The sequence below is a fragment of the Streptomyces phaeofaciens genome, from assembly GCF_014648915.1.
GTDB lineage: Bacteria > Actinomycetota > Actinomycetes > Streptomycetales > Streptomycetaceae > Streptomyces > Streptomyces phaeofaciens.
This window is the reverse complement of record NZ_BMSA01000024.1, coordinates 111,954-134,839: the sequence shown is the minus strand read 5'-3', so window position 1 is coordinate 134,839 and position 22,886 is coordinate 111,954. Positions and strand designations below refer to the sequence as shown.

Sequence of the window (22,886 nt, the reverse complement as noted above, 5' to 3'; positions counted from 1 at the left end):
CCGCCAACGGACGCACCGGACCTGCCTACGATTCCGGGGACGGCGGACGGGGGAGGCCGGAAATGCAGGGCATCGAGGTCGTGGTGGTGCGGCTGGCGTCGACGGTGGTCTCGACGGTCGCGAAGTCGGTGCTCGCGCCGAAGCCGGGCGCGGGGCTGGTGACGGATCCGGTGCGGCCGCTGCCCGGGCGGCCGGGGCCGGACCGGCTGGCACGGGTCCTGGGCGGGCGGATCGCCGACGGGTACGCGTCCCTGCCGGAGCACGAGCGGCTGGCCGCGGTCGCGGCCGTCCAGGACACGTTCACGGCGGCGGGCGAGCTGACCCCCGGCCGGCTGTTCGCGGCGGACCTCGACCCCCGACGGCTCGCGGACGAGCTGCGGCGTCCGGTCGACGACCTGACGGAGGCGGCGCAGGGCCTCTACACGGAGCTGCTGCGGCTGTGCTGCGCGCATGTCGTCGAACAGCTCACCGCGCAGCCGTCGTTCGCGGCACGGGCGGCGGTGGAGCAGACGCGGCGGACCGGTGCGCTGCTGCGGGACCGGGCCGACCCGGTGCCGCCGGCCCACCTCGCCTTCGAGCAGCGGTACGCCGACTTCGTCGCCGCTACCCACTCCCGGCTGGAGCTGTTCGGGATCACCCTCGGCGGCCGGCGGCGCGCGGAGTGGCCGCTGGACACGGCGTACCTGAGCCTGGCGGTGACCGCGGAGCGGCACCACGCACCGCCGGGTGAGGGCCCGCCCGACGGGACGCGGACGCCCATGACGGTGGAACAGGCGCTCGCGGACCGCCGACGGCTGGTGCTGCGGGGCCCGGCCGGCTCGGGAAAGTCGACGCTGATGCAGTGGCTGGCGCTGAACGCGTCCCGGCGCTCCTTCGGCCCGGAGCTCGCGGACTGGAACCGCTGTGTACCGTTCGTCCTGCGCCTGCGCTCCTTCACCGCGGCGGACGGGTTCCCGCTGCCGGAGGACTTCCTCCCCGCGTCGGGCGTACCGCTGAGCGCCCCGCAGGGCTGGGCCGAGGGGCTCCTGGGCGACGGACGGGCGCTGGTCCTCGTGGACGGCGTCGACGAAGTGCCGCAGCGTCTGCGCGAGCGCACGGAGAAGTGGCTGAAGTCGCTGCTCACGGCCTTCCCGCGGGCCCGGTACGTGGTCACCACGCGTCCGTCGGCGGTCCCGGAGGACTGGCTGGCGCCCCAGGGCTTCACCGCGCACACGCTGCTGCCGATGGAACGCGACGACATCAGGGCGTTCGTTCGGCACTGGCACGACGCCGCCCGCGAGGAGTGCGCCCCGGACACCGAACGGGACCTGCTGGACCGGTACGAGGAGAGCCTGACGGAGGCGGTGACGACCCGCCGGGACCTCGGCCGGCTCGCGACCAATCCCCTGATGTGCGCGCTGCTGTGCGCCCTGCACCGGGACCGGCGCACCTACCTGCCCCGCGCGCGCAAGGAGCTGTACGACGCGGCCCTGGACATGCTGCTCGTACGACGGGACACGGAGCGGGAGATCGCGCGGGCCGAGGGCATCGTCCTCTCCCGTGAGGAGCAGACCGTCCTCCTCCAGCGACTCGCGTACTGGATGATCCGCAACGGCCAGGTGGAGGCCGCGCGGGACGAGGTCGTCGCCCTGCTCCAGGAGTGGCTGGCCGCGATGCCGCAGGTACGGGACCAGGGCGACGCCGAGCAGGTCTTCGCCCATCTGCTGATCCGCAGCGGGCTGCTGCGCGAGCCGGTGCCGGGCTCCGTGGACTTCGTCCACCGCACCTTCCAGGACTACCTCGGCGCGAAGGCGGCCGTCGAGGCCCGCGACTTCGGTGTGCTGGTGCGCCACGCGCACGACGACCAGTGGGACGACGTCGTCCGCATGGCGGTCGGGCACGCGCGCGTGGAGGAACGCACACGTCTGCTACGGCAGTTGCTGCGCCGCGCGGAGAAGGCGCAGCGCCATCGGCATCGGCTGGTGCTGCTGGCGGCGGCGAGCCTGGAACACGCCCCGGAACTGGATCCGGCGGTGCGCCGGGAGGTCGAGTCCCGGGCCGAGGAGCTGATGCCGCCGCGCAGCCTGGCGGAGGCGGAGGAACTCGCGAAGGTCGGCGAGCTGGTGCTGGAGCTGCTGCCGGGACCGGAGGGGCTGGACGAGGAGACGGCGGCGGCCGTCGTCCGGACGGCGGCGCTGGTGGGCGGGGCGGCGGGGATGGCGGTCGTCGCGCGGTTCCGGGCGGACATCAGGTTCCGGGTGGCTCACCAGATCTCCGTCGGCTGGCGGTCCTTCGACGCACGGGAGTACGCGGATACCGTGCTGTCCGGAGCGCGATTCCCGGGCAACTACCTCCATGTGGTGACACCGGCGCAGCTGGCCACGCTCGAACGGCTCCCGCACATCGAGCACTTCCACCTCGCGGCACACCTGGGCATCCCCGAAGTGATCACGAGGAACGCGCACGCGACCTGGCTGTTCCTCAACGGCGAGGGGGTGGACGACCTCACCCCTCTGGCCCGGCTCACCCGGCTCGAACTGCTCGGCCTCGACGGCTGCGCGGGCGTGCGCGACCTCTCGCCTCTGGCAGACCTGCCGGTGACGAACCTCTACCTCTACAAGCTCTCGCCCAGGGTGTCCCTGACCCCGCTCGGTGGGCTCCGGGACCTCCGGCACGTCTCGCTGGACTACCTGCCGGAGGACGTGCGCCGCCTGGCCGACCTTCCCGAGATCCCGTCGCTCGCGGGCCTTGGGCTCTTCGGCGAGGCGGAGGGGATCCGGCTCGACGGACTGTCCCGGCTGTCGCGGCTCGACTGGCTGAGCGTCACCGGCGCGGCACACACCGAACAACTGGCCCGTTCGACGGAGTTGCCCTCCATCGAGATCCTTCAGATCGCCGACAGCCCCGCCGTGGCACCAAAGGCCCTGACCCGCCACCGGGGGCTGGCCGAGCTCGCCCTCCACGGGTGCGAGCTCACCACCGGCCTCGACCCCCTGAAGGAGCTGCCGAACCTGCGCACCCTCAAGATCGCCCGCTGCCGTGGAACGATCGACCTGACGCCACTGGCCGACCACGAGACCCTCACGGTCCATGTCACGTCCGACCTGGACCTGCGCGGCGCCGAGCTCCTCCCTGCGGACCGCCTGAAACGCATCTCCTCCTGACCCGCACCTCACACCCCCGCCGCCCCCAACAGCACCCCCACCCCGTACGTCACCCCCATCGCCAGTGCGCCGCCCGCCACGTTCCGCAGCACCGCTCGTCCCGGGGCCGCCGCGCCCAGGCGGGCGCTGCTCCAGCCGGTGCAGGCCAGGGCGAGCAGGACCGAGACGACGGTCACGGGCAGGCGCAGGCCGGACGGGGGAAGGACGATCGCGAGGAGCGGCAGCAGGGCACCCGCCGTGAACGCGAGGAAGCTCGCCCAGGCCGCGTGCCAGGGGTTGGTGAGGTCGTCGGGGTCGATGCCCAGCTCCACGCGCGCGTGGGCCCTCAGTGCGTCGCGCTCCGTGAGCTGGACGGCGGCCTCGCGGGCCACCTCGCGGGTGAGGCCCCGCTCCTCCAGCAGCCCGGTCAGTTCCTCGAGTTCGGCCTCCGGCTGCTCACGCAGTTCCCGCCGCTCCTGCGCGATCGCGGCCTTCTCGGAGTCGCGCTGGGTCGACACGGAGACGTACTCCCCCGCCGCCATGGACATCGACCCGGCCAGCAGACCGGCCAGGCCGGCCGTCAGCAGCGCCGAACGGTCGGCCGTCGCGCCCGCCACGCCGACGACGAGGCCCGCGGTGGAGACGATGCCGTCGTTGGCGCCGAGGACGGCGGCCCGCAGCCAGTTCAGGCGGGACCCGAGGGTGCCCCCGTGCGCCTCGCCGTGGCCGGGCACCGGGTCGGGTCCCCCCTCGTGATCCCCCTTGCGATCCCCCTCGTGATCCCTCTCGTGTTCCGTCACACGACGGAGCGTCGCACCCCGCGGCGAGGTCGCGGTGGTACGGCGCGCGCCCCGGCCGGGCGCCCCCGACGCGCTGTGGCGCTACCGGCGAAGCACCGGTGAGCCGGACACCGCGTTCGCGGCACGCGCGCGTGCGCTCAGGGCCCTGGCCGCGGGGGACCTGGTGGCCGCTCGGGGCTGACCGTCTGGTACACGCACGTGCACGCGCGCGTGTCTTTCATTCGTACACACACGCGCCCTGACGCGAACTCCCGTACGTCTCACCGGTCTTCCGGCGTGCCCTTCCCCGGGGCGTGTGCGACGGGGTGTCAGTGCGGCCCCGTATCCTCATTGACCATGCTCGAAGACCGTACGACCACAGCGTCCTCCGCCACGGAGTGGCCGGCGGCGTATCCGCAGGGGTACGCGGTCGTCGACGTGGAGACCACCGGCCTGGCCCGGGACGACCGGATCATCTCCGCCGCCGTCTACCGGCTGGACGCGCGCGGCGAGGTCGAGGACCACTGGTACACGCTGGTCAACCCGGAGCGCGACCCGGGCCCGGTGTGGATCCACGGTCTGACGAGCGACGTACTGGAGGGCGCCCCCCTGTTCGGGGAGGTGGCCGAGGAGTTCGCGGAGCGGCTCGCGGGCCGGGTGCTCGTCGCGCACAACGCGGTCTTCGACTGGCAGATGATCGCGCGGGAGTACGCGCGCGCGGAGCGCGAGGCCCCGGTGCGCCAGCGGCTGTGCACCATCGCGCTCTCCAAGGAGCTGCGGCTGCCGCTGCCCAACCACAAGCTGGAGTCGCTGGCGGCCCACTTCGGCGTCGTCCAGCAGCGGGCGCACCATGCGCTGGACGACGCGCGTGTGCTCGCGGAGGCGTTCCGGCCGAGTCTGCGGGCCGCGGCGGCGGGCGGGGTCCGGCTGCCGCTGCACGAGTGCCGGCCGCTGACCGAGTGGCACGACCGGCCGGCGCCCCGGATCGGGCAGCAGGCCGGCGGCCGGGGCGGGTACGGGGGGTACGGCGGCGGGTACCGGCCGACCAGTTGGCGGGCGTCCCGCAAGCGGCCCGCGTGCCCATATCCCAACCCGGGGCGGTACGAAGACGGCAAAAGGCTCAAACAGGGCATGCGGGTCGCCTTCTCCGGTGACACGTCCGTCGACCGCGAACTGCTGGAGGACCGGGCGACCGAGGCGGGCCTGCATGTGGCGACGAGCCTGTCCCGGCTGACCAGTCTGCTGGTCACCAACGACCCCGACTCGGCCACCTCGAAGGTGCTGAAGGCCCGCCAGTTCGGGACGCCGGTGGTCGACGAGGCGGCGTTCGGGCAGTTGCTGCGAGACGTCGAGCCCGCGGCGGGAGACACGGCGCCCGCGGCGGGAGAGAGCGCGCGCCCGGCGGAGGACGGCCCGCTCCCGGCGGGGGACGCCGCGTCCGCCGCCGGGTGACCCGTACGTCCGGGTGATTGCCGCGCGACTCGCCCACGCCCCGCTCGCCCGCGCGCGGGGCGACGGCTCACCCTGTGGCGCATGGCGAGATGCGAAGTATGCGGCAATGACTACGGAATGACCTTCGAGGTGCACGCGCAGGGCGCGGTGCACGTCTTCGACTGCTTCTCCTGTGCGATCCATCGCATGGCCCCGATCTGCGAGCACTGCCGGGTCCAGATCATCGGCCAGGGCGTCGAGGTCGAGGGCCACTGGTACTGCGGCGCCCACTGCGCGCGGGCGGAAGGGAGGGCGGGCATCGTCGACCGCGTCTGAGTCCCCCGCCGGTGTCCCCCTGCCGGTACCCCGCTGAGAGCGCCCCGCGGCCGGGAGGTACGGTCGTGGGGTGTACCGCTTCCTGTTGTCCCGGCAGTGGGTGATCCTCACGCTGGTCGCCCTCCTCCTGATCCCCACGATGATCCGGCTGGGCTTCTGGCAGATGCACCGCTACGAGGAGCGCACCGCGCGCAACCAGCTCGTCTCCGACGCGCTGCACGCGACGCCGGTACCCGTGGAGCGGATGACGTCCCCGGGACACACCGTCAGCCGCGACGAGCGGTACCGGCGCGTCACGGCGACGGGCACCTTCGACACCGCGCACGAGGTCGTCGTCCGGCGCCGGGTCAACTCCGACGAGGAGGTCGGCTTCCACGTCCTGACCCCGTTGGTGCTGACGGACGGCAAGGTGCTGATGGTCAACCGCGGCTGGATCCCGGCGGACGGCCCGAGCCAGACCGCGTTCCCGAAGATCCCCGCGCCGCCCGCCGGGAAGGTCACCGTCACCGGCCGGCTGATGCCGGACGAGACGACCGCGGCGAGCGGCATCAAGAACCTCCAGGGGCTGCCGGACCGGCAGATCATGCTGATCAACAGCGAGCGGGAGGCCGAGCGTCTCGGTGCCGAGGTGCTCGGCGGCTACATCGCGCAGACCGCGCCCGAGCCGAAGGGCGACACCCCCGAGCCGATCGGCACCCCCGGCGACGAGGACGCCGCGCTGAACTACGCCTACGCCATCCAGTGGTGGCTGTTCGCCGCGGGCGTCCCCGTGGGCTGGTTCGTCCTGGTCCGCCGCGAACGCCGGGACCGTGCGGCGGCGGCCGTCGCGCAGGACCGCAGGGAAGAGGCACCGGCTCCGGTGTGAGCGCGCCCCCGCCGGTGGGACGCGGGCGGCTCCCGAGGCGGTCACGCGGCCCGCGGGTGCGCCGTCACCCGCCCGGCCCCACCCTGATTGCCCCGGGCCTCCGGCGGGAACCCGCAACCCCGTGCACCCCCGCATCGAGGACTACGCGCTCATCGGCGACGAACAGACCGCCGCCCTGGTCGGCACGGACGGCTCCGTCGACTGGCTCTGCCTGCCCCGCTTCGACTCCGCCGCCTGCTTCGCCCGCCTCCTCGGCGACGAGGAGAACGGCCACTGGCGCATCGCTCCCAAGGGCGTCGACGGCCCCTGCACCCGGCGCGCCTACCGCCCCGACACCCTCGTGCTGGACACGGAGTGGGAGACCCCCGAGGGAGCGGTCCGGGTCACCGACCTGATGCCGCAGCGCGACCGCGCCCCCGACGTCGTACGCGTCGTCGAGGGACTGCGCGGCCGGGTCACGATGCACAGCCGGCTGCGGCTGCGCTTCGACTACGGCTCGGTCGTCCCCTGGATGCGCCGGTCCGACGGCCACCGGGTGGCCGTCGCCGGACCGGACGCCGTCTGGCTGCGCAGCGAACCGCCCGTGCGGACCTGGGGCGAGGACTTCGCGACCCACTCGGAGTTCACCGTCGGCCCGGGCGAGTCGGTCGCGTTCGTGCTCACCTGGCACCCCTCGCACGAACCCCGCCCGCCCCTCGTCGACCCGCGCGAGGCCCTGCGCGTCAGCGTCGAGGACTGGCAGGCGTGGGCCGCGCGGTGCCGCTACGACGGCCCCCACCGGGACACCGTCGTGCGCTCCCTGATCACCCTCAAGGCCCTCACCTACCGGCCCACCGGCGGAATCGTCGCCGCCCCCACCACCTCCCTGCCCGAGGAGCCGGGCGGGGTGCGCAACTGGGACTACCGCTACTGCTGGCTGCGCGACGCCACCCTCGCCCTGAACGCCCTGCTGGCCGCGGGCTACCAGGAGGAGGCTCGGGACTGGCGGGACTGGCTGCTGCGCGCCGTGGCCGGCGACCCCGCCGACCTCCAGATCATGTACGGGCTGGCGGGCGAACGCCGGCTGCCCGAGTTCGAACTGTCCTGGCTGGCCGGACACGCCGACTCCGTGCCCGTACGCATCGGCAACGAGGCCGTGAACCAGCTCCAGCTGGACGTCTACGGCGAGGTCATGGACAGTCTGTCGCTGGGCCGCCGCTCGGGTCTGCCGGCCACACCGCACGCCTGGGCGGTGCAGTGCGCGCTGATGAAGTGGCTGGCCGGGAACTGGCGGGAGCCGGACGAGGGGCTGTGGGAGGTGCGCGGCGGCCGGCGCCAGTTCGTCCACTCCAAGGTGATGGTGTGGGTGGCCGCCGACCGGGCCGTACGCGCCCTGGAGGAGAACCCGGAACTGGCCGGGGACCTGGCCGGATGGCGGGCGCTGCGCGACGAGGTGCACCTGGAGGTGTGCGAGAAGGGCTTCGACCGGCGGCGCAACACCTTCACCCAGTCCTACGGTTCGCTCGAACTGGACGCCTCCCTGCTGCTCATCCCGCGCGTCGGCTTCCTGCCGCCGGACGACCCGCGGGTCGTCGGCACGGTCGACGCGATCGGCGCCGAGCTGGGCCACCGGGGTCTGGTGCGCCGGTACAGCACCGACGGCACGCCCGTCGACGGCCTGCCGGGCGACGAGGGCACCTTCCTCGCCTGCTCGTTCTGGCTCGCCGACGCCCTGCACCTGACGGGCCGTACGAAGGAGGCGCGGGAGCTGTTCGAGCGGCTGGTGGGCCTGGCCAACGACGTGGGCCTGCTGCCGGAGGAGTACGACCCCGCCGCCGGCCGCCACCTCGGCAACTTCCCGCAGGCTTTCAGCCACATCGGCCTGGTGAACACCGCCCTCGCCCTGTTCGGCGGCGAGGAGGCAGGATAGGGGCCATGGATCTTGGACTGAAGGACCGGGTGTACGTCGTCACCGGAGCGACCCGCGGCCTCGGCAACGCCGCCGCGCGCGAGCTGGTCGCGGACGGCGCGCGGGTCGTGCTGACCGGACGGGACGAGCAGCGGGTCGCCGACGCGGCGGCCGCGCTGGGGCCGAACGCGGTCGGCGTCGCCGTCGACAACGCCGACCCCGCGGCGGCGGCACGGCTGATCGCCGCCGCGCGGGAGGCCTTCGGCGGGTTCGACGGGGTGCTGGTGAGTGTGGGCGGGCCGCCGCCCGGGTTCGTCGCGGACAACACGGACGAGCAGTGGCAGGCCGCGTTCGAGTCGGTGTTCCTCGGGGCGGTCCGTCTGGCGCGGGCCGCCGCGGCCGAGCTGGACGCCGGCGGTGTGATCGGTTTCGTGCTGTCCGGGTCGGTGCATGAGCCAATTCCCGGACTGACGATCTCCAACGGGCTGCGGCCGGGTCTCGCGGGCTTCGCGAAGTCGCTGGCGGACGAGTTGGGGCCGCGGGGGATCCGGGTGGTCGGGCTGCTTCCGGCACGGATCGACACGGATCGCGTGCGGGAGCTGGACGCGATGTCCGCCGACCCGGAGGCCACCCGGGCCGCGAACGAGTCCCGGATCCCGCTGCGGCGGTACGGGACCGCGGACGAGTTCGGGCGGACCGCCGCGTTCCTGCTGTCGCCCGCCGCCTCCTATCTGACGGGCCTGATGGTGCCGGTCGACGGCGGAATGCGGCACGGGTTCTGAGACACGGATTCCGAGACACGGGTTCCGAGACACGGGTTCCGACAAGGGTCGCCGGGCGCGGGGCGCGGGTTCTCTCAGCTCACCCTTTCCGCCTTGTGCTTGGCCGCCCGCAGCCGTACCTCGGCCGGGAGCGCCGGGAGGGCCGCCGAGTCCCGCGCGTGGGCCAGGGCCTGTGCCGTCAGCTGGTGCAGGGCCGTGCCGGGGTCCACGTGCGGCTCCAGCCGGAGGCGCACACGCGTCCGCGGGGCGTCCCTGCGGCCGGTCAGATGGACGTGCGCGTGGGCCACGCCCTCCAGGTCGGCCGCCTCGCCCGTCAGGACACCCTCCAGGGCCCGGCCCCGCAGCAGGGCGCCCGCGCCGTCGCCGGTGTCGACCAGGACCTCGCCGAGCCGGCGGCGGCGCAGCACCGCCGTGAGCCACCACAGGGCCAGCAGCACCAGCAGCGCCAGGACGGCGATGACCGTCGGCCACCACCAGGTCTCGGTGCGCCAACGGGTGCGTTCGGCGGTGCTGAGCAGGACGTCGTGGGGGCCGTCGTGGATCCACCAGGACGGCGGGGACACGCCCAGTCCCACGGCGAGGACCGCGCCGCCGACGGCGAGCAGCACCAGCCCGACGACCCCCAGCAGCACCCGGTTGACGGTCCTGAGCTGCACGGCCCTCACCTCTTCTTCCCGGGCCGCCGCACGTGCACCGACAGGGCGAGCGGGTGGGTCAGGCCCAGGCCGCGGACGGCCTCGGTGAGGACGGTGTCCAGGTCGGTGCGGACGTCGTCCAGGTCACGGAAGTGGGAGAGCGCGCGGACATCGGCCCGGCGCCGACCGGTGCGTACCCGGACCGACTGCACACCGGCGACCTCCATGGCGCGGTCGCGCAGCACCAGTGCGGCGGCGTCCCGGTGGAGGCCGGCGCGGACGTCGGGGTGGGTGCGCCGCATCGGCAGGACGGCCCGCAGGCCCGGGGTGGCGGCCAGCACGATCAGCCAGAGGCCGAGGGCGGCCGCGACGCCGGCGCCGACCAGCACCCAGGTGTCGTCGAGGGGGCGTTCGGCGAGCTCCCGGGCCAGGCCGCGCCGCCAGGCCGACGCGGTGCGGTCGGCGCGGACCGCGACGACGTCGTACAGGAAGGCGCCCGCGATCACGAGCAGCACCGCCGCGACGATGCCCGCCGGGACGCGGCGCGCGGACCAGAACCGCCGGCCGCCGCCGAGGCCGTGGGCGGCGGGCGGTTCCTCCCCCGGATGCGCGGGCGTGTTCGGCGCCGCCCCTTCCGTGGCGTCGTCCGCCTCGTTCTGCGCCGATTTCTCCAGGACGGGCAGTGTGCTCTCCGAGCCCCGGGGCTCGCTCATCGCGTCCTCCCGTGTGCCTCGCCGTGGGCCGCCGTCCGGTGCAGCCGTTCGACCTGCACGGCGACCTCCGGGACCTCCATTCCCACCAACGCGCCTACCCGCTCGGTGACATGTCGACGCACCGCGCGGCAACGGGTGCCGATATCGGTGGGATAGTCCAGTTCGAGGTGGACCCGGACATGCGCGGCGCCGTGGTGGACCACGACGGTGGCGTGCGGGCGGGTCACGTCGGGCGGCAGCGGGCCGACCGCCTCATGGGCGGCCTGCGCGGCGACCTTCGAGACGACCCGGTCGGCGATCCGGGTCGCCCCGCGTTCACGGGGCGGGACGACGGCGGGGCGTCCGACGACGGCGTCCGCGCCCTCGCTCACCGGCGTCACCTGCGCCGGTCGTCACGGGTGCGGAAGAAGTCGCCGATCTCCAGGTCCCCCTCCAGGAACCGGCCGACGACGAACCCGATGGCGCCCAGCGCCGCCACCAGCAGGAAGGCCCCGAACCCGCCGAAGTACCCGGCGAAGCCCAGTGCCATGCCGGCGATCATGCCGACCACGGCCATGCTCATGCTGCGTTCCTCCGATCGTCGGACGGTGCGTCACTGGATCCGGGGTTCCGGCTCCTCGTCCTCTTCATCGGGCAGCTTCACGTCGCTCACCGCGATGTTGACCTCGACGACCTGGAGTCCGGTCATCCGCTCCACGGCCGTGATCACGTTCTCCCGCACATCCCGCGCCACGTCGGAGATGGAGACGCCGTAGTCGACGACGATCTCCAGGTCGAGCGCGGTCTGCACCTCGCCGACCTCGGCCTTCACACCACGGGTCACCGACTTGGAGGTCCCGGGCACCCGGTCCCGTACGGCCCCGAAGGTGCGGCTGACGCCGCTGCCCATGGCGTGGACGCCGAGGACGTCCCGGGCCGCGAGCCCCGCGATCTTCTCCACGACCCCGTCGGCGATGGTGGTCCGCCCGCGGGTTCCCGGGTCCCCACCGCCGCGCCTGGTGGCCTTGCGGGTCGACACACCCTCCGTCCCGCCTTCGGTCTGCGCCCGGGCCTGCTCCGTTGCCTCAGTCATGGCCGCACGTCCTTCTCGGTCGTCGTCCCTTCGACCACGGTAAGCGCGGTTGCCCTCCCGCGCCCCGCCGATACGGCAGGCTGGAGGAATGGACGGGTGGACGAGTGCGGTACGGCACCAGCTGGAGCTGGGGAGACTGCTCCCCCTGGGAGGGCCGCGGGACGGCGCGTGGATCGCGGAGACCGCGGCCCGGGCGGTGCTGCGGGAGGCGGTGCGGGAGGTGCCGGGGGTACGGCCGGGCGGGCTGCGGCTCGCCCCGGCGGATCCGGAGAACGCCGACGAGTCGGTCGAGTCCGTCGTACCGCGGCCGCCGAGCGGGCTGCCGCCGGGGCCGTTGCGGCTGACGGCGGACTTCGCGGCGGTGGCGACGGAGCCTCTGCCGGCGGTGGCGGCCCGGGTGCGGGAGGCTCTGGCGCGGGCCGCCGCCGGGCGGCTGGGCCTGGTGGTGGCGGAGGTGGATCTGCGGATCACGGCCCTGCTGGACGAGACTCCCGAACCCGAACCGGCACCGCCCCCGGACATACCGCCGGCCGGGCGCGAACGGAGCGGCGACGAGGAGCGGGCCGCGCGGGCGGCCCGGTCCGTGCCGGGGGTGACGGCCCTGACGGGCGTACTGGGCCGGGCGGTGCAGCTGGCGGAACCCGCCGGGGACGCGACCGCCCTGCCGCGCCGGCACGCGCGCGTGGAGATCGCCGTCGCCAGGGACCTCCGGGCCCTGGATGTGACCCGGGAGGTCCGGACGGCGGTGGGGAACGCCCTGCCGGATCACCCGACGGTGGCGGTGGTGGTCACGGCGGTGGGCTGACCGGGCGCGCCGCCGCGCCGGGCCGGGCGCCCGCCGCGGGCACGGCTCATTCGCCGAGGCCGGCCAGGTCCCGCAGTCGTCGTGCCTGCGCGGCCCGCTCGGCGGCACGCTGGCCGTCGTAGTCACGGCCCGTCGCACCGCGCAGCAGTGCCTTGGTCTCGATGACGGCGTCCCGGGGCGCGGCCAGGATCGCCGAGGCGAGGTCCGTCGCCGCGGCGTCGAGTTCCGCCGCCGGAACGGCGATGTTGGCCAGCCCGGAGACGACCGCCTCCTCGGCCCCGACGGACCGCCCGGTCAGGCAGATCTCGGCCGCGCGGCCGTAGCCGACGAGCGAGACGAGGGGATGCGTGCCGGTGAGGTCGGGGACGAGTCCGAGGCTGGTCTCGCGCATGGCGAACTGCACGTCGTCGGCGACGACGCGGACGTCACACGCGAGGGCGAGCTGGAAGCCCGCGCCGATGGCGTGGCCCTGGACGGCGGCGATGGACACGACGTCACTCCGCCGCCACCAGGTGAAGCCCTCCTGGAACCCGGCGATGGCGGCGTCGAGTTCGGCGTCGCCACTGCGCGCGAGGTCGATGAAGGACGGTTCGCCCTCGATCCCTTCGGGCGTGAACATCTGCCGGTCGAGGCCGGCGGAGAAGGACTTGCCCTCGCCGCGCAGCACGACCACGCGGACGGAGCCCGGCAGCAGCTGTCCGGCCTCGGCCAGCGCCCGCCACATCGCGGGGCTCTGCGCGTTGCGCTTGGCCGGGTTGGTCAGCGTCACCGTGGCGAGTGCGTCGTCGACGGTGAGCCGTACGCCGTCCTTGTCGAGCAGGGGAACGAGTTCCTGGGCGGGCGTGGCCATGGGGCGCCTCCGATGTGTGCGGTCAGTCAGCGATCAAGCCAGATGAACAGCTGGATGAACAGCTAAGTGACTGCACAGTAACCACCCGGCCGATCGGAGAACCGACCGGGTGGCCACCATCGAAGCCGGTGGGCCGCCCGATCAGGACGAGGCGGCCTTCTTGCCCCGGGTCGCTCCGCCACGCCCACGAAGCGTGACGCCCGACTCGCTGAGCATCCGATGCACAAAGCCATACGAGCGGCCGGTCTCCTCGGCCAGCGCCCGGATGCTCGCACCGGAGTCGTACTTCTTCTTCAGGTCTGCCGCGAGCTTGTCGCGCGCGGCGCCGGTCACCCGGCTGCCCTTCTTCAGAGTCTCGGCCACCCGTGCCTCCTCATGGGAAGTGCGCTCTGGTCCCCTCATGATCACCCCTCCGGCGCGTGATGGCCACCCATTCGGCAAGGTCCGTGCGACAGGGTTTTGACGACAGGAGCGCGTCCCCACAAGTGGAACCTGTGATTCCACCGGGTGGCGTTCGTACGGCCGAACGGGTTGTTCCGCGAAATGGCAGGTCAGAGACGCGCAACGGCCGACCCCTTGTCGACAAAGGGATCGGCCGTGAAATCGATGTAGGACACACCTCGATACGAGGAGATCTCACACAGATGATGGATCACCGGTAAGCCGAATGATCCATACGCCGTGGATCACGCATTCGATCACGCCAGGGCGACGAGATCCGCGTAGTCGGCTCCCCACAGGTCCTCGACACCGTCGGGCAGCAGGATGATCCGCTCGGGCTGGAGCGCCTCCACGGCACCCTCGTCGTGGGTGACGAGGACGACCGCGCCCTTGTAGGTGCGCAGCGCGCCGAGGATCTCCTCGCGGCTGGCGGGGTCGAGGTTGTTGGTGGGCTCGTCGAGCAGCAGGACGTTCGCCGAGGAGACCACGAGGGTCGCCAGGGCCAGCCGGGTCTTCTCACCGCCGGACAGGACACCGGCCGGCTTGTCGACGTCGTCGCCGGAGAACAGGAACGAGCCGAGCGTCTTGCGGACCTCGACCAGGTCCAGGTCGGGGTTGGCGGAGCGCATGTTCTCCAGCACCGAGCGCTCGGGGTCGAGGGTCTCGTGCTCCTGGGCGTAGTAGCCGAGCTTGAGGCCGTGGCCGGGGACGACCTCGCCGGTGTCGGGCGTCTCCACACCGCCCAGCAGACGCAGCAGGGTCGTCTTGCCGGCGCCGTTCAGGCCGAGGATGACGACCCGGGAGCCCTTGTCGATGGCCAGGTCGACGTCGGTGAAGATCTCCAGCGAGCCGTAGGACTTCGACAGGCCCTCGGCCATCAGGGGCGTCCTGCCGCAGGGCGCGGGCTCGGGGAAACGGAGCTTGGCGACCTTGTCGGACTGGCGAACCGCCTCCAGGCCGGAGAGCAGTTTGTCGGCACGGCGGGCCATGTTCTGCGCGGCGACCGTCTTGGTGGCCTTCGCGCGCATCTTGTCGGCCTGCGAGTGCAGCGCGGCGGCCTTCTTCTCGGCGTTCTGCCGCTCGCGCTTGCGGCGCTTCTCGTCGGACTCGCGCTGCTGCTGGTAGAGCTTCCAGCCCATGTTGTAGACGTCGATCTGGGAGCGGTTGGCGTCCAGGTAGAACACCTTGTTGACGACCGTCTCGACCAGGTCGACGTCGTGGCTGATGACGATGAAGCCGCCGCGGTACGTCTTGAGGTAGTCGCGCAGCCAGACGATCGAGTCGGCGTCCAGGTGGTTGGTCGGCTCGTCGAGCAGCAGGGTGTCGGCGTCGGAGAACAGGATGCGAGCCAGTTCCACGCGGCGGCGCTGACCGCCGGAGAGCGTGTGCAGGGGCTGGCCGAGCACCCGGTCGGGCAGGTTGAGCGCGGCGGCGATGGTGGCGGCCTCGGCCTCGGCGGCGTACCCGCCCTTGGTGAGGAACTCCGTCTCCTGGCGCTCGTACTGGCGCATGGCCTTGTCACGGGTGGCGCCGGTGCCGTTCGCGATCCGCTGCTCGTTCTCGCGCATCTTGCGGATCAGGGCGTCAAGGCCGCGGGCGGAGAGGATGCGGTCGCGGGCGAGGACGTCGAGGTCTCCGGTGCGGGGGTCCTGCGGGAGGTAGCCGACCTCACCGGAGCGGGTGACCTGTCCGCCGGCGGGGATGCCCTCGCCGGCCAGGACCTTGGTCAGGGTGGTCTTGCCGGCGCCGTTGCGTCCGACGAGACCGATGCGGTCACCCTTGGCGATGCGGAAGGAGGCGTTCTCGATGAGGACGCGGGCACCGGCGCGCAGCTCGATGCCGGAGGCGGAGATCACGGTCAGACTCCTGTGCGGGGTCGATGGCGGTATGGGCGGCTGAGGACGTTCCCGCCGTCTAATGCGCGAGGAGAATGGCCATGAGGCCAGTCTAACGGGACCGTGCAAGCAGTTTTCTGCGTTCGCGTGTTCGATCACCGCGCTTCCCGCTCCGCCGGGGCGTTGTCAGTGGTGGCTGCCAGACTGGGCGGCGGATGACATTTCCGGCGGTGATCAAGGGTGATCACAAGGGGAGTGATCGGCATGGCAGTAACGAACGGCACACGCCCGAGCGTCTATCCGTCGGTCCTGTACACCGACGCGAAGGCCGCGATCCGGCAGCTCACGGAGGCCTTCGGGTTCACCGAGCTGTCCGTGTACGAGGGCGAGGACGGCGTGGTGATGCACGCCGAGCTGGTCCAGGGCAACGGCGCGGTGATGCTGGGCTCGAAGGGCCGCGGCGGCGTCTTCGACACGGCGATGAAGGGCGCGGGCCCCACGGGCGTCTACGTCGTAGTGGACGACGTGGACGCCCACCACCGCAGGGCCGTGGAGCACGGCGCGGAGATCCTGATGCCCCCGACGGACCAGGAGTACGGCTCCCGGGACTACATGGCCCGGGACGTCGAGGGCAACATCTGGAGCTTCGGCACGTACACGCCCGACATACAGGGCTGACGGCCCCGGGGCCGCGGCTCAGCTGCCGCCGGTGTGCACCTGGAAGGCGGCCCGGCGGACGGCCTTGGCCAGCGCCGGGTCGGGGTGCGCGGCGGCGAGCGCCACCAGCACCTGCACGGTGCGCGGGTGTCCCACGGCCCGCACCTCGTCCAGCAGGGCGGGCACGGTCGGCTGCAGCGCGGACTCCAGGTGCCGCACCAGCATCGGGGCCTCACCGTGGTCGGCGACGGCGGCGGCGGTGTCGACCCACAGCCAGGTGGCCTCCTCGCGGGTGAGCACCTCGTGCGCGTCCTCGGGGTCCACCCCGTCGTGCTCCGCCAGCCACAGCAGCGCATACGGCCGCAGGGCGGGCTCGTCGACGACCGCGCGGACGTCGGGCTCGGCGGGGGCGCCGACGACGCGCAGCGCCTCGAAGGCCAGGCCGCGCAGCAGGGCGTCCTCGCCGCGGGAGGCGACCAGCAGTTCGGTGACGGCGCCGCCGACGGTGCGGGCGGCGAGCCAGGCGCGGTACTCGGAGCGGGCCGCGTTGGGGCGGAGCTGGGCGCAGCCGCGCAGCATGTCCTCGGCGGCCTGCTCGATGTTGCCCGCGGGGCTCTGCGCGGCGACGCAGATCTGCTCCAGCTTGACCCAGACCGCCCAGCTGCCGAGCGGGGTGAGGGTGGCCTGGCCGGCGCCGCAGGTGAGCGCGCCCACCGAGGCGAGGGCGTGCAGAGCCCAGTCGAGCAGCGGGGCGAGCTCGGCGTCCCGGGCGGGCTCCGCCGGGTCGGCGTCGGCGGTGGGCACCAGGGCGGTGGGGCTCGCCGCGTCGGCCGCGTAGGGGACCTCGCAGCGCTCGGTGCGCAGCTCGGTGACGCGCTGGCGCAGCAGGTCGAGGAGCTGGTCCACGGGGACGGGCCCGGCGGACAGCTGGAGGAAGGAGAGCACCTGCGGCATGGCCGAGACGACCTCGGCGACGGCGGCGGCCTCCTCCTCGGCGGGTTCCGGGGTGGCGAGCGACCAGGCGTCGAAGAGGGCGACCCAGCCGCGCAGCACGGCGCTGTCGTCGCGGTTCCAGGCGCGCAGCCGCCAGCCGGGGCGGGCGCTGTCGCCGTGCACCTCGATGAGGCCGGCGAGGCGGGCGATGTCCCAGTCGTGGCGGACCTGATCCGGGGTCAGGCCCAGATCGGCGGCCGCGCGTTCGGCGGACGGGTCGGACAGGGTGGCCTTGCCGTCGGCGGTCGCGGCGTCACGGCCGGGGCCGAGGGCGCTGTCGGCCCAGCGGGCGACACGGGCTGCGGCGGCCAGACCTGAGCGTGCCATTCTGGCCAGCTCCGCCGGGGCCGGGGTGCCCTCCGGGGGGCGGGGCGCGGGGCGGCGCGGGCGCCGCTGGTTCACAGCTGTGGGGGCGGAGGCCAGGGGTCGCGGGCGGACGAGTCGAAGCCTGGAGTCGCGCGGGATACGGGACGTCACGGGTGCAGTCTTCCGGTTGACGGTCCGAAAACCCAAACGGAATGTCACGGCGGGCTACGGGACTGGCCAACGCACAGGATGCGGGGAGGGGTGCAGAGGCGTGTTCAGGCCAGTGGTACGGCCTTAAACGGAACCTCTGGGAGCGGTTCCGCGGGCGCTCGGCCCGCCGGGTCGGCGCAGGTCGGCCCGGAGGGGCGTCGGTCAGCTCAGGGGGGTCAGGAATCGGCGCAGGGTCTCTTCGTAGTCCGCCGGGTCGGCGTTCCACATCGCGGCGTGCGGGGCCCGGGCGACGGTGTGCAGGGCGACGAGGCCGGGGAGGCGGTCGGCGAGCCTGCGGGAGGCCTCCCAGGGGGCCACGGTGTCGTCGGGGCCGTGGAAGACCAGCGTCGGCACCTTCAGACCGACGGCCGGGTCGGCGGCCCCGTCGCCGTGGCCGGCGGATCCGCCGGGTCCGTCGTGCAGCCCGGTGCGGCCCTGCGCGGCGCGCACGGCGAGCGGCAGCAGCGCGCCCGGGGTGTGCCGGGCGGCGGCCAGGGCCCGCAGGGTGGCCTGCCAGTCCAGCACCGGGGAGTCCAGGACGAGCCCGGAGACCAGGTCGCGCAGGCCGGAGTGGGCGGCCGCCCGCAGGGCCATCGCGGCGCCGGTGGACCAGCCGAGCAGGATGACGCGTTCGGCGCCGTAGCGGACGGCGTAGCGCATCGCCGCGTCCAGGTCGCGCCACTCGGTCTGGCCGAGGTGGTTCAGGCCGTCCGGGGGGCGGGGCGCGCCGAGGTCGCCCCGGTAGGAGAGGGCGAGCACCGGGAAGCGGCGGCGGTGCAGGAAGCCCAGGAGGTTCAGGACGTGCTCCCGGGTGGTGCCCAGGCCGTGCACCGCGATCACCCAGGTGCGGCGGGCTCCCGGCACGAACCAGGCAGGCAGCGAGCCCAGCTCGCCGGGCACGTCGATGTCGGCGTGGTCCAGGCCGAGGGTGCCGCTCGGGTTGCCGACGTAGAGGTTCGGGGTGAGCCACACGGCGTCGCCGGGGCTCAGGGTGCCGTGCGTGACGCGTTCCAGTCGGCGTACGACGGTGTCGGCGGAGTGCACGGCGTTGGCCAGGACGGGGCCGACGACCGCGTGGGAGCCGTCGCCGGAGAGGCCGTAGGTACCGGGGCGCAGGGCGGCCAGATGGCGGGTGAGGACGACCTGGCCGGCGGCCGTGGCGTGCACGGTGAGCCGGGGTTCGGTGGGCAGGGGACGGCCGGGCGGCGCCTTGAGCGCGGCGTCGCTGGCGAACCGGCCGGCGGCGACACTCGCGGCGCCGGCGGCCAGGGCTGCGGTGACGGCGGCGGCCGCCGCGGTGACAGTGCGCACGCGTCCAGTCTCCTGGCCATCCCCGTCGTCGGCCAGTGGGGGCGGCAGCGGTGGGCGGGGAGCGGCGGGCGGCGGGAGGGGCGGGCGCGGCGGGAGGGGGCGGGCGGCTTTGCCGCGGGGGGGGTCAGCGGCGCTGGCCGTAGCCGCGCAGCCGCTCCCCCGCGTCGGCGATCTGTTCCTCCGTCAGGAGGGTCGGGTTCCGGCCGGGTACGGAGGATGCCTTGAGCCACAGGCTGCACATCCACTCCAGTTGGGCGGTGCGGTCGTACGCCTGGTCGAGGGTGGTGCCGTAGGTGAGGGTGCCGTGGTTGCGAAGGAGGCAGCCGGTCCGGCCGGCGAGGGCGCGGAGCATGTTCTCGGCCAACTCCTGGGTGCCGTACGGCGCATAGGGGGCAACCCGGACGGGGCCGCCGAGGGCGCCCGTCATGTAGTGGACGGACGGGAGTTCGTCCACGAGGGTCGAGACGGCGGTGGCGTGGACGGCGTGGGTGTGGACGACGGCGAGGGCGTCGGTGGTGGCGTGGACGGCGAGGTGCATGGGCAGCTCGCTCGTCGGGACGAGCGTGCCGAGCACCTGCCGGCCGGTGAGGTCGACGCCGGTGATGTCGTCCGGGCCGAGGCGGTCGTAGGGCACGCCCGAAGGGGTGACCAGCACGGTGTCGCCGACGCGGACGGAGACATTGCCGGAGGTGCCGACGACCAGGCCGTCGAAGACGGTGCGGCGGGCCGTCGCCACGAGGGCCGTCCAGGCGCTCGCCTCCTCGGGGAGCGCACTCCTCCCCCGCGAGGCCTCCCCGTCCGGTGCGCCGTCCCGCGCGTCCCGGGACTCCCGTCGCTCACGCCGCTGCTCAGCCATGCCCCGATCCTGCCAGGGGCAGCCGCGGGCCGTCGCGGCACGCGGGCACTGTAGGGCGGAAGCCGAGACTCCGAAAGACCGCATATCGGCATACATCACCCCGTTGCGGTGATTGGCCGGAGATCGGCGCGCATACCCGAATGTCCAGGGATCTTCCCCTAGCCTCTGGGGCGTTTCGTGCACGCCGCCGTTCCGGGGGGAAGCATGGCCCGCGATCACTCCTCACCCCACCGCCGCCACCACCGCCACACCCGCACCCGCACCCGCACCCGGTCGGCCTGCGCCGTGGCGCTCGCCGCGGCGGGCGCCCTGCTCGCCACCCTGCTCGACGGGCCGCCGGCCGCCGCGGCGGAGCGCCCGATGGGGCACGACGTCTCGTCCCACCAGCGGACCGTCGACTGGGCGCGGACGAAGGCCGCCGGCGCCCGTTTCGTCTATGTGAAGGCGACCGAGTCCACCGGCTACCGGAATCCGTATTTCGCACAGCAGTACGACGGAGCCGGAGATGTCGGCCTGCTCCGCGGCGCCTACCACTTCGCCCTGCCGGACCAGGGTCCGGGCAAGGCGCAGGCGGCGTTCTTCGTCCGCAACGGGGGCGGCTGGAGCGCCGACGGCGGAACGCTGCCGCCCGCGCTCGACATCGAATACAACCCGTACGACGCGCACCGCCGGTGCTACGGCCTGAGCAGGGCGGCGACGGTCGCCTGGATCAGGGCCTTCAGCGACGAGGTGCTCCGGCTCACCGGCCGCCGTCCGGTGATCTACACGACCACGCACTGGTGGAACACGTGCACCGGCGGCAGCCCCGACTTCGCCGCCGACCACGCGCTGTGGATCGCCCGCTACCACCCGTCGGACACCGGGGCACTGCCCGCCGGCTGGGCGTCGTGGACCTTCTGGCAGTACGCCGACGGCGGCAGCCTTCCGGGTGACCAGAATCTCTTCAACGGCTCCGCGGAGGGGCTCGCGAGGTTCGCCAAGGGCGCGTGACCAAGGGGCGCTTGGGTCGCCGCACCGGATGCGGCGACGACCCCCTGATGTGGACACCACAGTGACCGCCTCAGTTCATCTTCCGTTCACCCAGGTTGCCTACGGTCAACCGACCAATGACTTCGAACGATTGCCTGGGTAAATGGAAAACTTCTCGCTGATCCTCGCGATTGTGGTGGTTACCGCTCTCGCGTTCGATTTCACGAATGGTTTTCACGACACCGCCAACGCGATGGCCACGACCATCTCGACCGGTGCACTCAAGCCCAAGGTCGCGGTGGCCATGTCCGCCGCGCTCAACCTTGTGGGCGCCTTTCTCTCGGTGGAGGTCGCCAACACGATCTCCAAGGGACTCGTCGACGAGTCCGGCATACGTCCCGAGGTCATCTTCGCCGCCCTGGTCGGCGCGATCCTCTGGAACCTGCTGACCTGGCTGGTGGGCCTCCCCTCCAGCTCCTCCCACGCCCTCATGGGCGGACTGATCGGCGCCACCATCGCGTCGGCGGGCATGGGCGCGGTCCACGGTGACGTCCTCGTCACCAAGGTCCTGATCCCGGCGATCGCGGCTCCGCTGGTCGCGGGCGTCGCGGCGATGCTCGCCACCCGCCTCTCCTACACCCTGGGCAGGAAGGCCGACGGCAAGGCGGCCGAGAAGGGCTACCGCGCGGGCCAGATCGCCTCGGCCGGCCTGGTCTCCCTCGCCCACGGCACCAACGACGCCCAGAAGACGATGGGCATCATCACCCTCGCGCTGGTGGCCGGCGGTGCCGTCGCCCCCGATTCCGACCCGCCGGTGTGGGTCATCCTCTCCGCCGGTCTGGCCATCGCGCTGGGCACCTACCTCGGCGGCTGGCGCATCATCCGCACCATGGGCAAGGGCCTCACCGACCTCCAGCCGCAGCAGGGCTTCGCCGCCCAGACCAGCGCGGCCACGGTCATCCTGGCCTCCTCGCACCTCGGCTTCTCCCTGTCCACCACGCACTCGGTCTCCGGTTCGGTGATGGGCGCGGGACTGGGCCGCAAGGGCGGGGTGGTCCGCTGGTCGACCGCGACCCGGATGTTCGTCGCCTGGGGCCTGACCCTGCCGGCCGCCGCCCTGGTGGGCGCGCTCGCCGAGTACGTGACCGGCTTCGGCTCCTGGGGCACGGCCGTCGTCGCGGTCTTCCTCGTCGCCTCCAGCGCCGCGATCTGGAAGCTCTCCCGTCGCGAGGTCGTCGACCACAACAACGTCAACGACGCGGACGAGCCGGCCGGGGTGGTCACCACGGCCATCGCCATGGTGACGCCGCCGCCGACCGGCACGGTGACCGAGAACCTGACCGCCACGATCGCCGCCCCGACGGGCGAACCGGCGGCCTCGCCCGCCACCACGGTCTGAGCCCCGCCCACCCGGTTACGAAGGAAGCAGCAACCCCATGAAGATCGACTGGGCAGCCCTGGGCTCCGTCTTCGGCGTCAGCCTCGTGGTCACCGTGGCCCTCGTGGCCCTCTTCACCCTCGGCATCATGGCCCTCTCCCACCGCGAACGAGCCGCCGAACAGGGCGACTCGGCCACCCTCGCCCTGACCGGCGCGTACGCCTGCTTCGCGTCGTGCGCGGCGGCGGTCGCGTACGGGATCTCGCTGATCGTGGCCTGAGGCCACGGCAGACGGCGCGGGAAGCGCCCTGTCCGCGTCCCCCTCGATCGGGGGCCGGGCAGGGCGCTTCCTTGTGCGCGGCGGGCCCCGGCACCCGGCCCCCCGGCCCGCGGTGTGGGGTTCTGCACACTCTCCCCGCGCAGGTCAAAGGCAAGTTGACGGCCCTTCGGGGCCCGTGGTGGACTGCCGGAGCCATGTACGGCGGCAGAAGAGGAAGCCGGTGCGAATCCGGCGCGGTCCCGCCACTGTCACCGGGGTAGTAACCCCCGGGAGCCAGGAACTCTCACCGCCGGTCTCGTCGAACCAGGGCGTGGACACCCTGAGTGAGGACATATCGCCATGCTCGCTCGGCCGTTGAGGTACCGCACCGGA

Annotated in this window: 23 protein-coding genes and 1 riboswitch; of the genes, 11 read left to right on the top strand and 12 right to left on the bottom strand. The window is 73.3% G+C overall.

Features of this window, described 5'->3' with window-relative positions; translation table 11 throughout:
* The first annotated feature begins 62 nt into the window (after positions 1 to 62).
* On the top strand, positions 63 to 3,143 hold the full coding sequence (locus tag IE275_RS33245; RefSeq protein ID WP_189716079.1) for an NACHT domain-containing protein: 3,081 nt from the start codon (positions 63 to 65) through the stop codon (positions 3,141 to 3,143).
* An 8-nt stretch (positions 3,144 to 3,151) separates the two neighbouring features.
* Here IE275_RS33245 and IE275_RS33240 read toward each other — a convergent pair whose 3' ends face one another.
* Complete coding sequence (locus tag IE275_RS33240; RefSeq protein WP_189716181.1) at positions 3,152 to 3,856, bottom strand: VIT1/CCC1 transporter family protein; 705 nt, start codon at positions 3,854 to 3,856, stop codon at positions 3,152 to 3,154.
* Positions 3,857 to 4,258: 402 nt separating this feature from the next.
* On the opposite strand from IE275_RS33240, the gene IE275_RS33235 reads away from it, so the two are divergent.
* From IE275_RS33235 to IE275_RS33215, 5 genes are all read left to right on the top strand, one after another.
* Entirely contained in the window at positions 4,259 to 5,353 is a 1,095-nt protein-coding gene (locus tag IE275_RS33235) for a DEDDh family exonuclease (protein WP_189716077.1), read from the top strand.
* 81 nt (positions 5,354 to 5,434) lie between these two features.
* Complete coding sequence (locus IE275_RS33230) at positions 5,435 to 5,668, top strand: metallothionein (RefSeq protein ID WP_078633039.1); 234 nt, start codon at positions 5,435 to 5,437, stop codon at positions 5,666 to 5,668.
* Between the two features lie 70 nt (positions 5,669 to 5,738).
* Entirely contained in the window at positions 5,739 to 6,533 is a 795-nt protein-coding gene (locus IE275_RS33225; RefSeq protein WP_189716075.1) for an SURF1 family cytochrome oxidase biogenesis protein, read from the top strand.
* Between the two features lie 121 nt (positions 6,534 to 6,654).
* The gene (locus tag IE275_RS33220) at positions 6,655 to 8,442 is read left to right on the top strand and encodes a glycoside hydrolase family 15 protein (protein WP_189716073.1); all 1,788 of its coding nucleotides are present in this window, start codon (positions 6,655 to 6,657) and stop codon (positions 8,440 to 8,442) included.
* 5 nt (positions 8,443 to 8,447) lie between these two features.
* Complete coding sequence (locus IE275_RS33215) at positions 8,448 to 9,203, top strand: SDR family oxidoreductase (protein WP_189716071.1); 756 nt, start codon at positions 8,448 to 8,450, stop codon at positions 9,201 to 9,203.
* Positions 9,204 to 9,277: 74 nt separating this feature from the next.
* On the opposite strand, the gene amaP is transcribed toward IE275_RS33215, so the two are convergent.
* The 5 genes from amaP to IE275_RS33190 are packed head-to-tail and all read right to left on the bottom strand — an operon-like array spanning position 9,278 to position 11,623.
* Entirely contained in the window at positions 9,278 to 9,868 is a 591-nt protein-coding gene (gene amaP / locus IE275_RS33210) for an alkaline shock response membrane anchor protein AmaP (protein WP_189716069.1), read from the bottom strand.
* Complete coding sequence (locus IE275_RS33205) at positions 9,865 to 10,551, bottom strand: DUF6286 domain-containing protein (RefSeq protein WP_189716067.1); 687 nt, start codon at positions 10,549 to 10,551, stop codon at positions 9,865 to 9,867. Before IE275_RS33205 ends, amaP begins: the two co-directional genes overlap by 4 nt.
* Positions 10,548 to 10,931 (bottom strand): Asp23/Gls24 family envelope stress response protein, encoded by a 384-nt coding sequence (locus IE275_RS33200; RefSeq protein WP_189716065.1) that lies wholly within the window; start codon positions 10,929 to 10,931, stop codon positions 10,548 to 10,550. The genes IE275_RS33205 and IE275_RS33200 overlap by 4 nt, the downstream gene beginning before the upstream one ends.
* Positions 10,928 to 11,113 carry a hypothetical protein gene (locus IE275_RS33195; RefSeq protein WP_124002412.1) on the bottom strand — a complete coding sequence of 62 codons (186 nt, stop codon included), beginning with the start codon at positions 11,111 to 11,113 and terminating at the stop codon, positions 10,928 to 10,930. Before IE275_RS33195 ends, IE275_RS33200 begins: the two co-directional genes overlap by 4 nt.
* Positions 11,114 to 11,143: 30 nt before the next feature.
* Positions 11,144 to 11,623, bottom strand: coding sequence for an Asp23/Gls24 family envelope stress response protein (locus IE275_RS33190; protein WP_189716063.1), 480 nt, complete (start codon positions 11,621 to 11,623; stop codon positions 11,144 to 11,146).
* Between the two features lie 88 nt (positions 11,624 to 11,711).
* Between IE275_RS33190 and IE275_RS33185 the strand changes: the two genes are divergently transcribed.
* Positions 11,712 to 12,428 (top strand): nucleopolyhedrovirus P10 family protein, encoded by a 717-nt coding sequence (locus tag IE275_RS33185; protein WP_189716061.1) that lies wholly within the window; start codon positions 11,712 to 11,714, stop codon positions 12,426 to 12,428.
* A 46-nt stretch (positions 12,429 to 12,474) separates the two neighbouring features.
* Here IE275_RS33185 and IE275_RS33180 read toward each other — a convergent pair whose 3' ends face one another.
* From IE275_RS33180 to IE275_RS33170, 3 genes are all read right to left on the bottom strand, one after another.
* Entirely contained in the window at positions 12,475 to 13,278 is an 804-nt protein-coding gene (locus tag IE275_RS33180; protein ID WP_189716059.1) for an enoyl-CoA hydratase/isomerase family protein, read from the bottom strand.
* Positions 13,279 to 13,419: 141 nt separating this feature from the next.
* Positions 13,420 to 13,641 (bottom strand): helix-turn-helix domain-containing protein, encoded by a 222-nt coding sequence (locus IE275_RS33175; protein WP_004002281.1) that lies wholly within the window; start codon positions 13,639 to 13,641, stop codon positions 13,420 to 13,422.
* 335 nt (positions 13,642 to 13,976) lie between these two features.
* Entirely contained in the window at positions 13,977 to 15,575 is a 1,599-nt protein-coding gene (locus tag IE275_RS33170; protein ID WP_189716057.1) for an ABC-F family ATP-binding cassette domain-containing protein, read from the bottom strand.
* 243 nt (positions 15,576 to 15,818) lie between these two features.
* Between IE275_RS33170 and IE275_RS33165 the strand changes: the two genes are divergently transcribed.
* A complete protein-coding gene (locus tag IE275_RS33165) occupies positions 15,819 to 16,232 on the top strand; it encodes a VOC family protein (protein WP_189716055.1) in 414 nt (137 codons plus the stop codon).
* Between the two features lie 18 nt (positions 16,233 to 16,250).
* On the opposite strand, the gene IE275_RS33160 is transcribed toward IE275_RS33165, so the two are convergent.
* The 3 genes from IE275_RS33160 to IE275_RS33150 form a co-directional block, all read right to left on the bottom strand.
* A complete protein-coding gene (locus tag IE275_RS33160; RefSeq protein WP_189716053.1) occupies positions 16,251 to 17,681 on the bottom strand; it encodes a hypothetical protein in 1,431 nt (476 codons plus the stop codon).
* 201 nt (positions 17,682 to 17,882) lie between these two features.
* Positions 17,883 to 19,031: an alpha/beta hydrolase gene (locus IE275_RS33155; protein WP_189716051.1), complete on the bottom strand. Its 1,149-nt coding sequence runs from the start codon at positions 19,029 to 19,031 to the stop codon at positions 17,883 to 17,885.
* A 124-nt stretch (positions 19,032 to 19,155) separates the two neighbouring features.
* On the bottom strand, positions 19,156 to 19,887 hold the full coding sequence (locus IE275_RS33150; protein WP_189716049.1) for a class II aldolase/adducin family protein: 732 nt from the start codon (positions 19,885 to 19,887) through the stop codon (positions 19,156 to 19,158).
* Between the two features lie 204 nt (positions 19,888 to 20,091).
* On the opposite strand from IE275_RS33150, the gene IE275_RS33145 reads away from it, so the two are divergent.
* The 3 genes from IE275_RS33145 to IE275_RS33135 all read left to right on the top strand — a co-directional run bounded on the left by IE275_RS33145 (position 20,092) and on the right by IE275_RS33135 (position 22,514).
* A complete protein-coding gene (locus IE275_RS33145; protein WP_189716047.1) occupies positions 20,092 to 20,877 on the top strand; it encodes a lysozyme in 786 nt (261 codons plus the stop codon).
* A gap of 142 nt (positions 20,878 to 21,019) precedes the next feature.
* Positions 21,020 to 22,255: an inorganic phosphate transporter gene (locus IE275_RS33140; protein WP_189716045.1), complete on the top strand. Its 1,236-nt coding sequence runs from the start codon at positions 21,020 to 21,022 to the stop codon at positions 22,253 to 22,255.
* A 37-nt stretch (positions 22,256 to 22,292) separates the two neighbouring features.
* Positions 22,293 to 22,514 carry a hypothetical protein gene (locus IE275_RS33135; protein ID WP_189716043.1) on the top strand — a complete coding sequence of 74 codons (222 nt, stop codon included), beginning with the start codon at positions 22,293 to 22,295 and terminating at the stop codon, positions 22,512 to 22,514.
* Positions 22,515 to 22,676: 162 nt separating this feature from the next.
* Positions 22,677 to 22,816: riboswitch (cobalamin riboswitch) on the top strand.
* Positions 22,817 to 22,886: the final 70 nt, after the last annotated feature.

Excerpts from the sequence above, each read along its gene's own strand:
- IE275_RS33245 (WP_189716079.1), top strand. The coding sequence starts at position 63 with ATGCAGGGCATCGAGGTCGTGGTGGTGCGGCTGGCGTCGACGGTGGTC.
- IE275_RS33235 (WP_189716077.1), top strand. The coding sequence starts at position 4,259 with ATGCTCGAAGACCGTACGACCACAGCGTCCTCCGCCACGGAGTGGCCG.
- IE275_RS33230 (WP_078633039.1), top strand. The coding sequence starts at position 5,435 with ATGGCGAGATGCGAAGTATGCGGCAATGACTACGGAATGACCTTCGAG.
- IE275_RS33215 (WP_189716071.1), top strand. The coding sequence starts at position 8,448 with ATGGATCTTGGACTGAAGGACCGGGTGTACGTCGTCACCGGAGCGACC.
- IE275_RS33205 (WP_189716067.1), bottom strand. The coding sequence starts at position 10,551 with ATGAGCGAGCCCCGGGGCTCGGAGAGCACACTGCCCGTCCTGGAGAAA.
- IE275_RS33195 (WP_124002412.1), bottom strand. The coding sequence starts at position 11,113 with ATGAGCATGGCCGTGGTCGGCATGATCGCCGGCATGGCACTGGGCTTC.
- IE275_RS33190 (WP_189716063.1), bottom strand. The coding sequence starts at position 11,623 with ATGACTGAGGCAACGGAGCAGGCCCGGGCGCAGACCGAAGGCGGGACG.
- IE275_RS33185 (WP_189716061.1), top strand. The coding sequence starts at position 11,712 with ATGGACGGGTGGACGAGTGCGGTACGGCACCAGCTGGAGCTGGGGAGA.
- IE275_RS33180 (WP_189716059.1), bottom strand. The coding sequence starts at position 13,278 with ATGGCCACGCCCGCCCAGGAACTCGTTCCCCTGCTCGACAAGGACGGC.
- IE275_RS33165 (WP_189716055.1), top strand. The coding sequence starts at position 15,819 with ATGGCAGTAACGAACGGCACACGCCCGAGCGTCTATCCGTCGGTCCTG.
- IE275_RS33150 (WP_189716049.1), bottom strand. The coding sequence starts at position 19,887 with ATGGCTGAGCAGCGGCGTGAGCGACGGGAGTCCCGGGACGCGCGGGAC.
- IE275_RS33145 (WP_189716047.1), top strand. The coding sequence starts at position 20,092 with ATGGCCCGCGATCACTCCTCACCCCACCGCCGCCACCACCGCCACACC.
- IE275_RS33140 (WP_189716045.1), top strand. The coding sequence starts at position 21,020 with ATGGAAAACTTCTCGCTGATCCTCGCGATTGTGGTGGTTACCGCTCTC.
- IE275_RS33135 (WP_189716043.1), top strand. The coding sequence starts at position 22,293 with ATGAAGATCGACTGGGCAGCCCTGGGCTCCGTCTTCGGCGTCAGCCTC.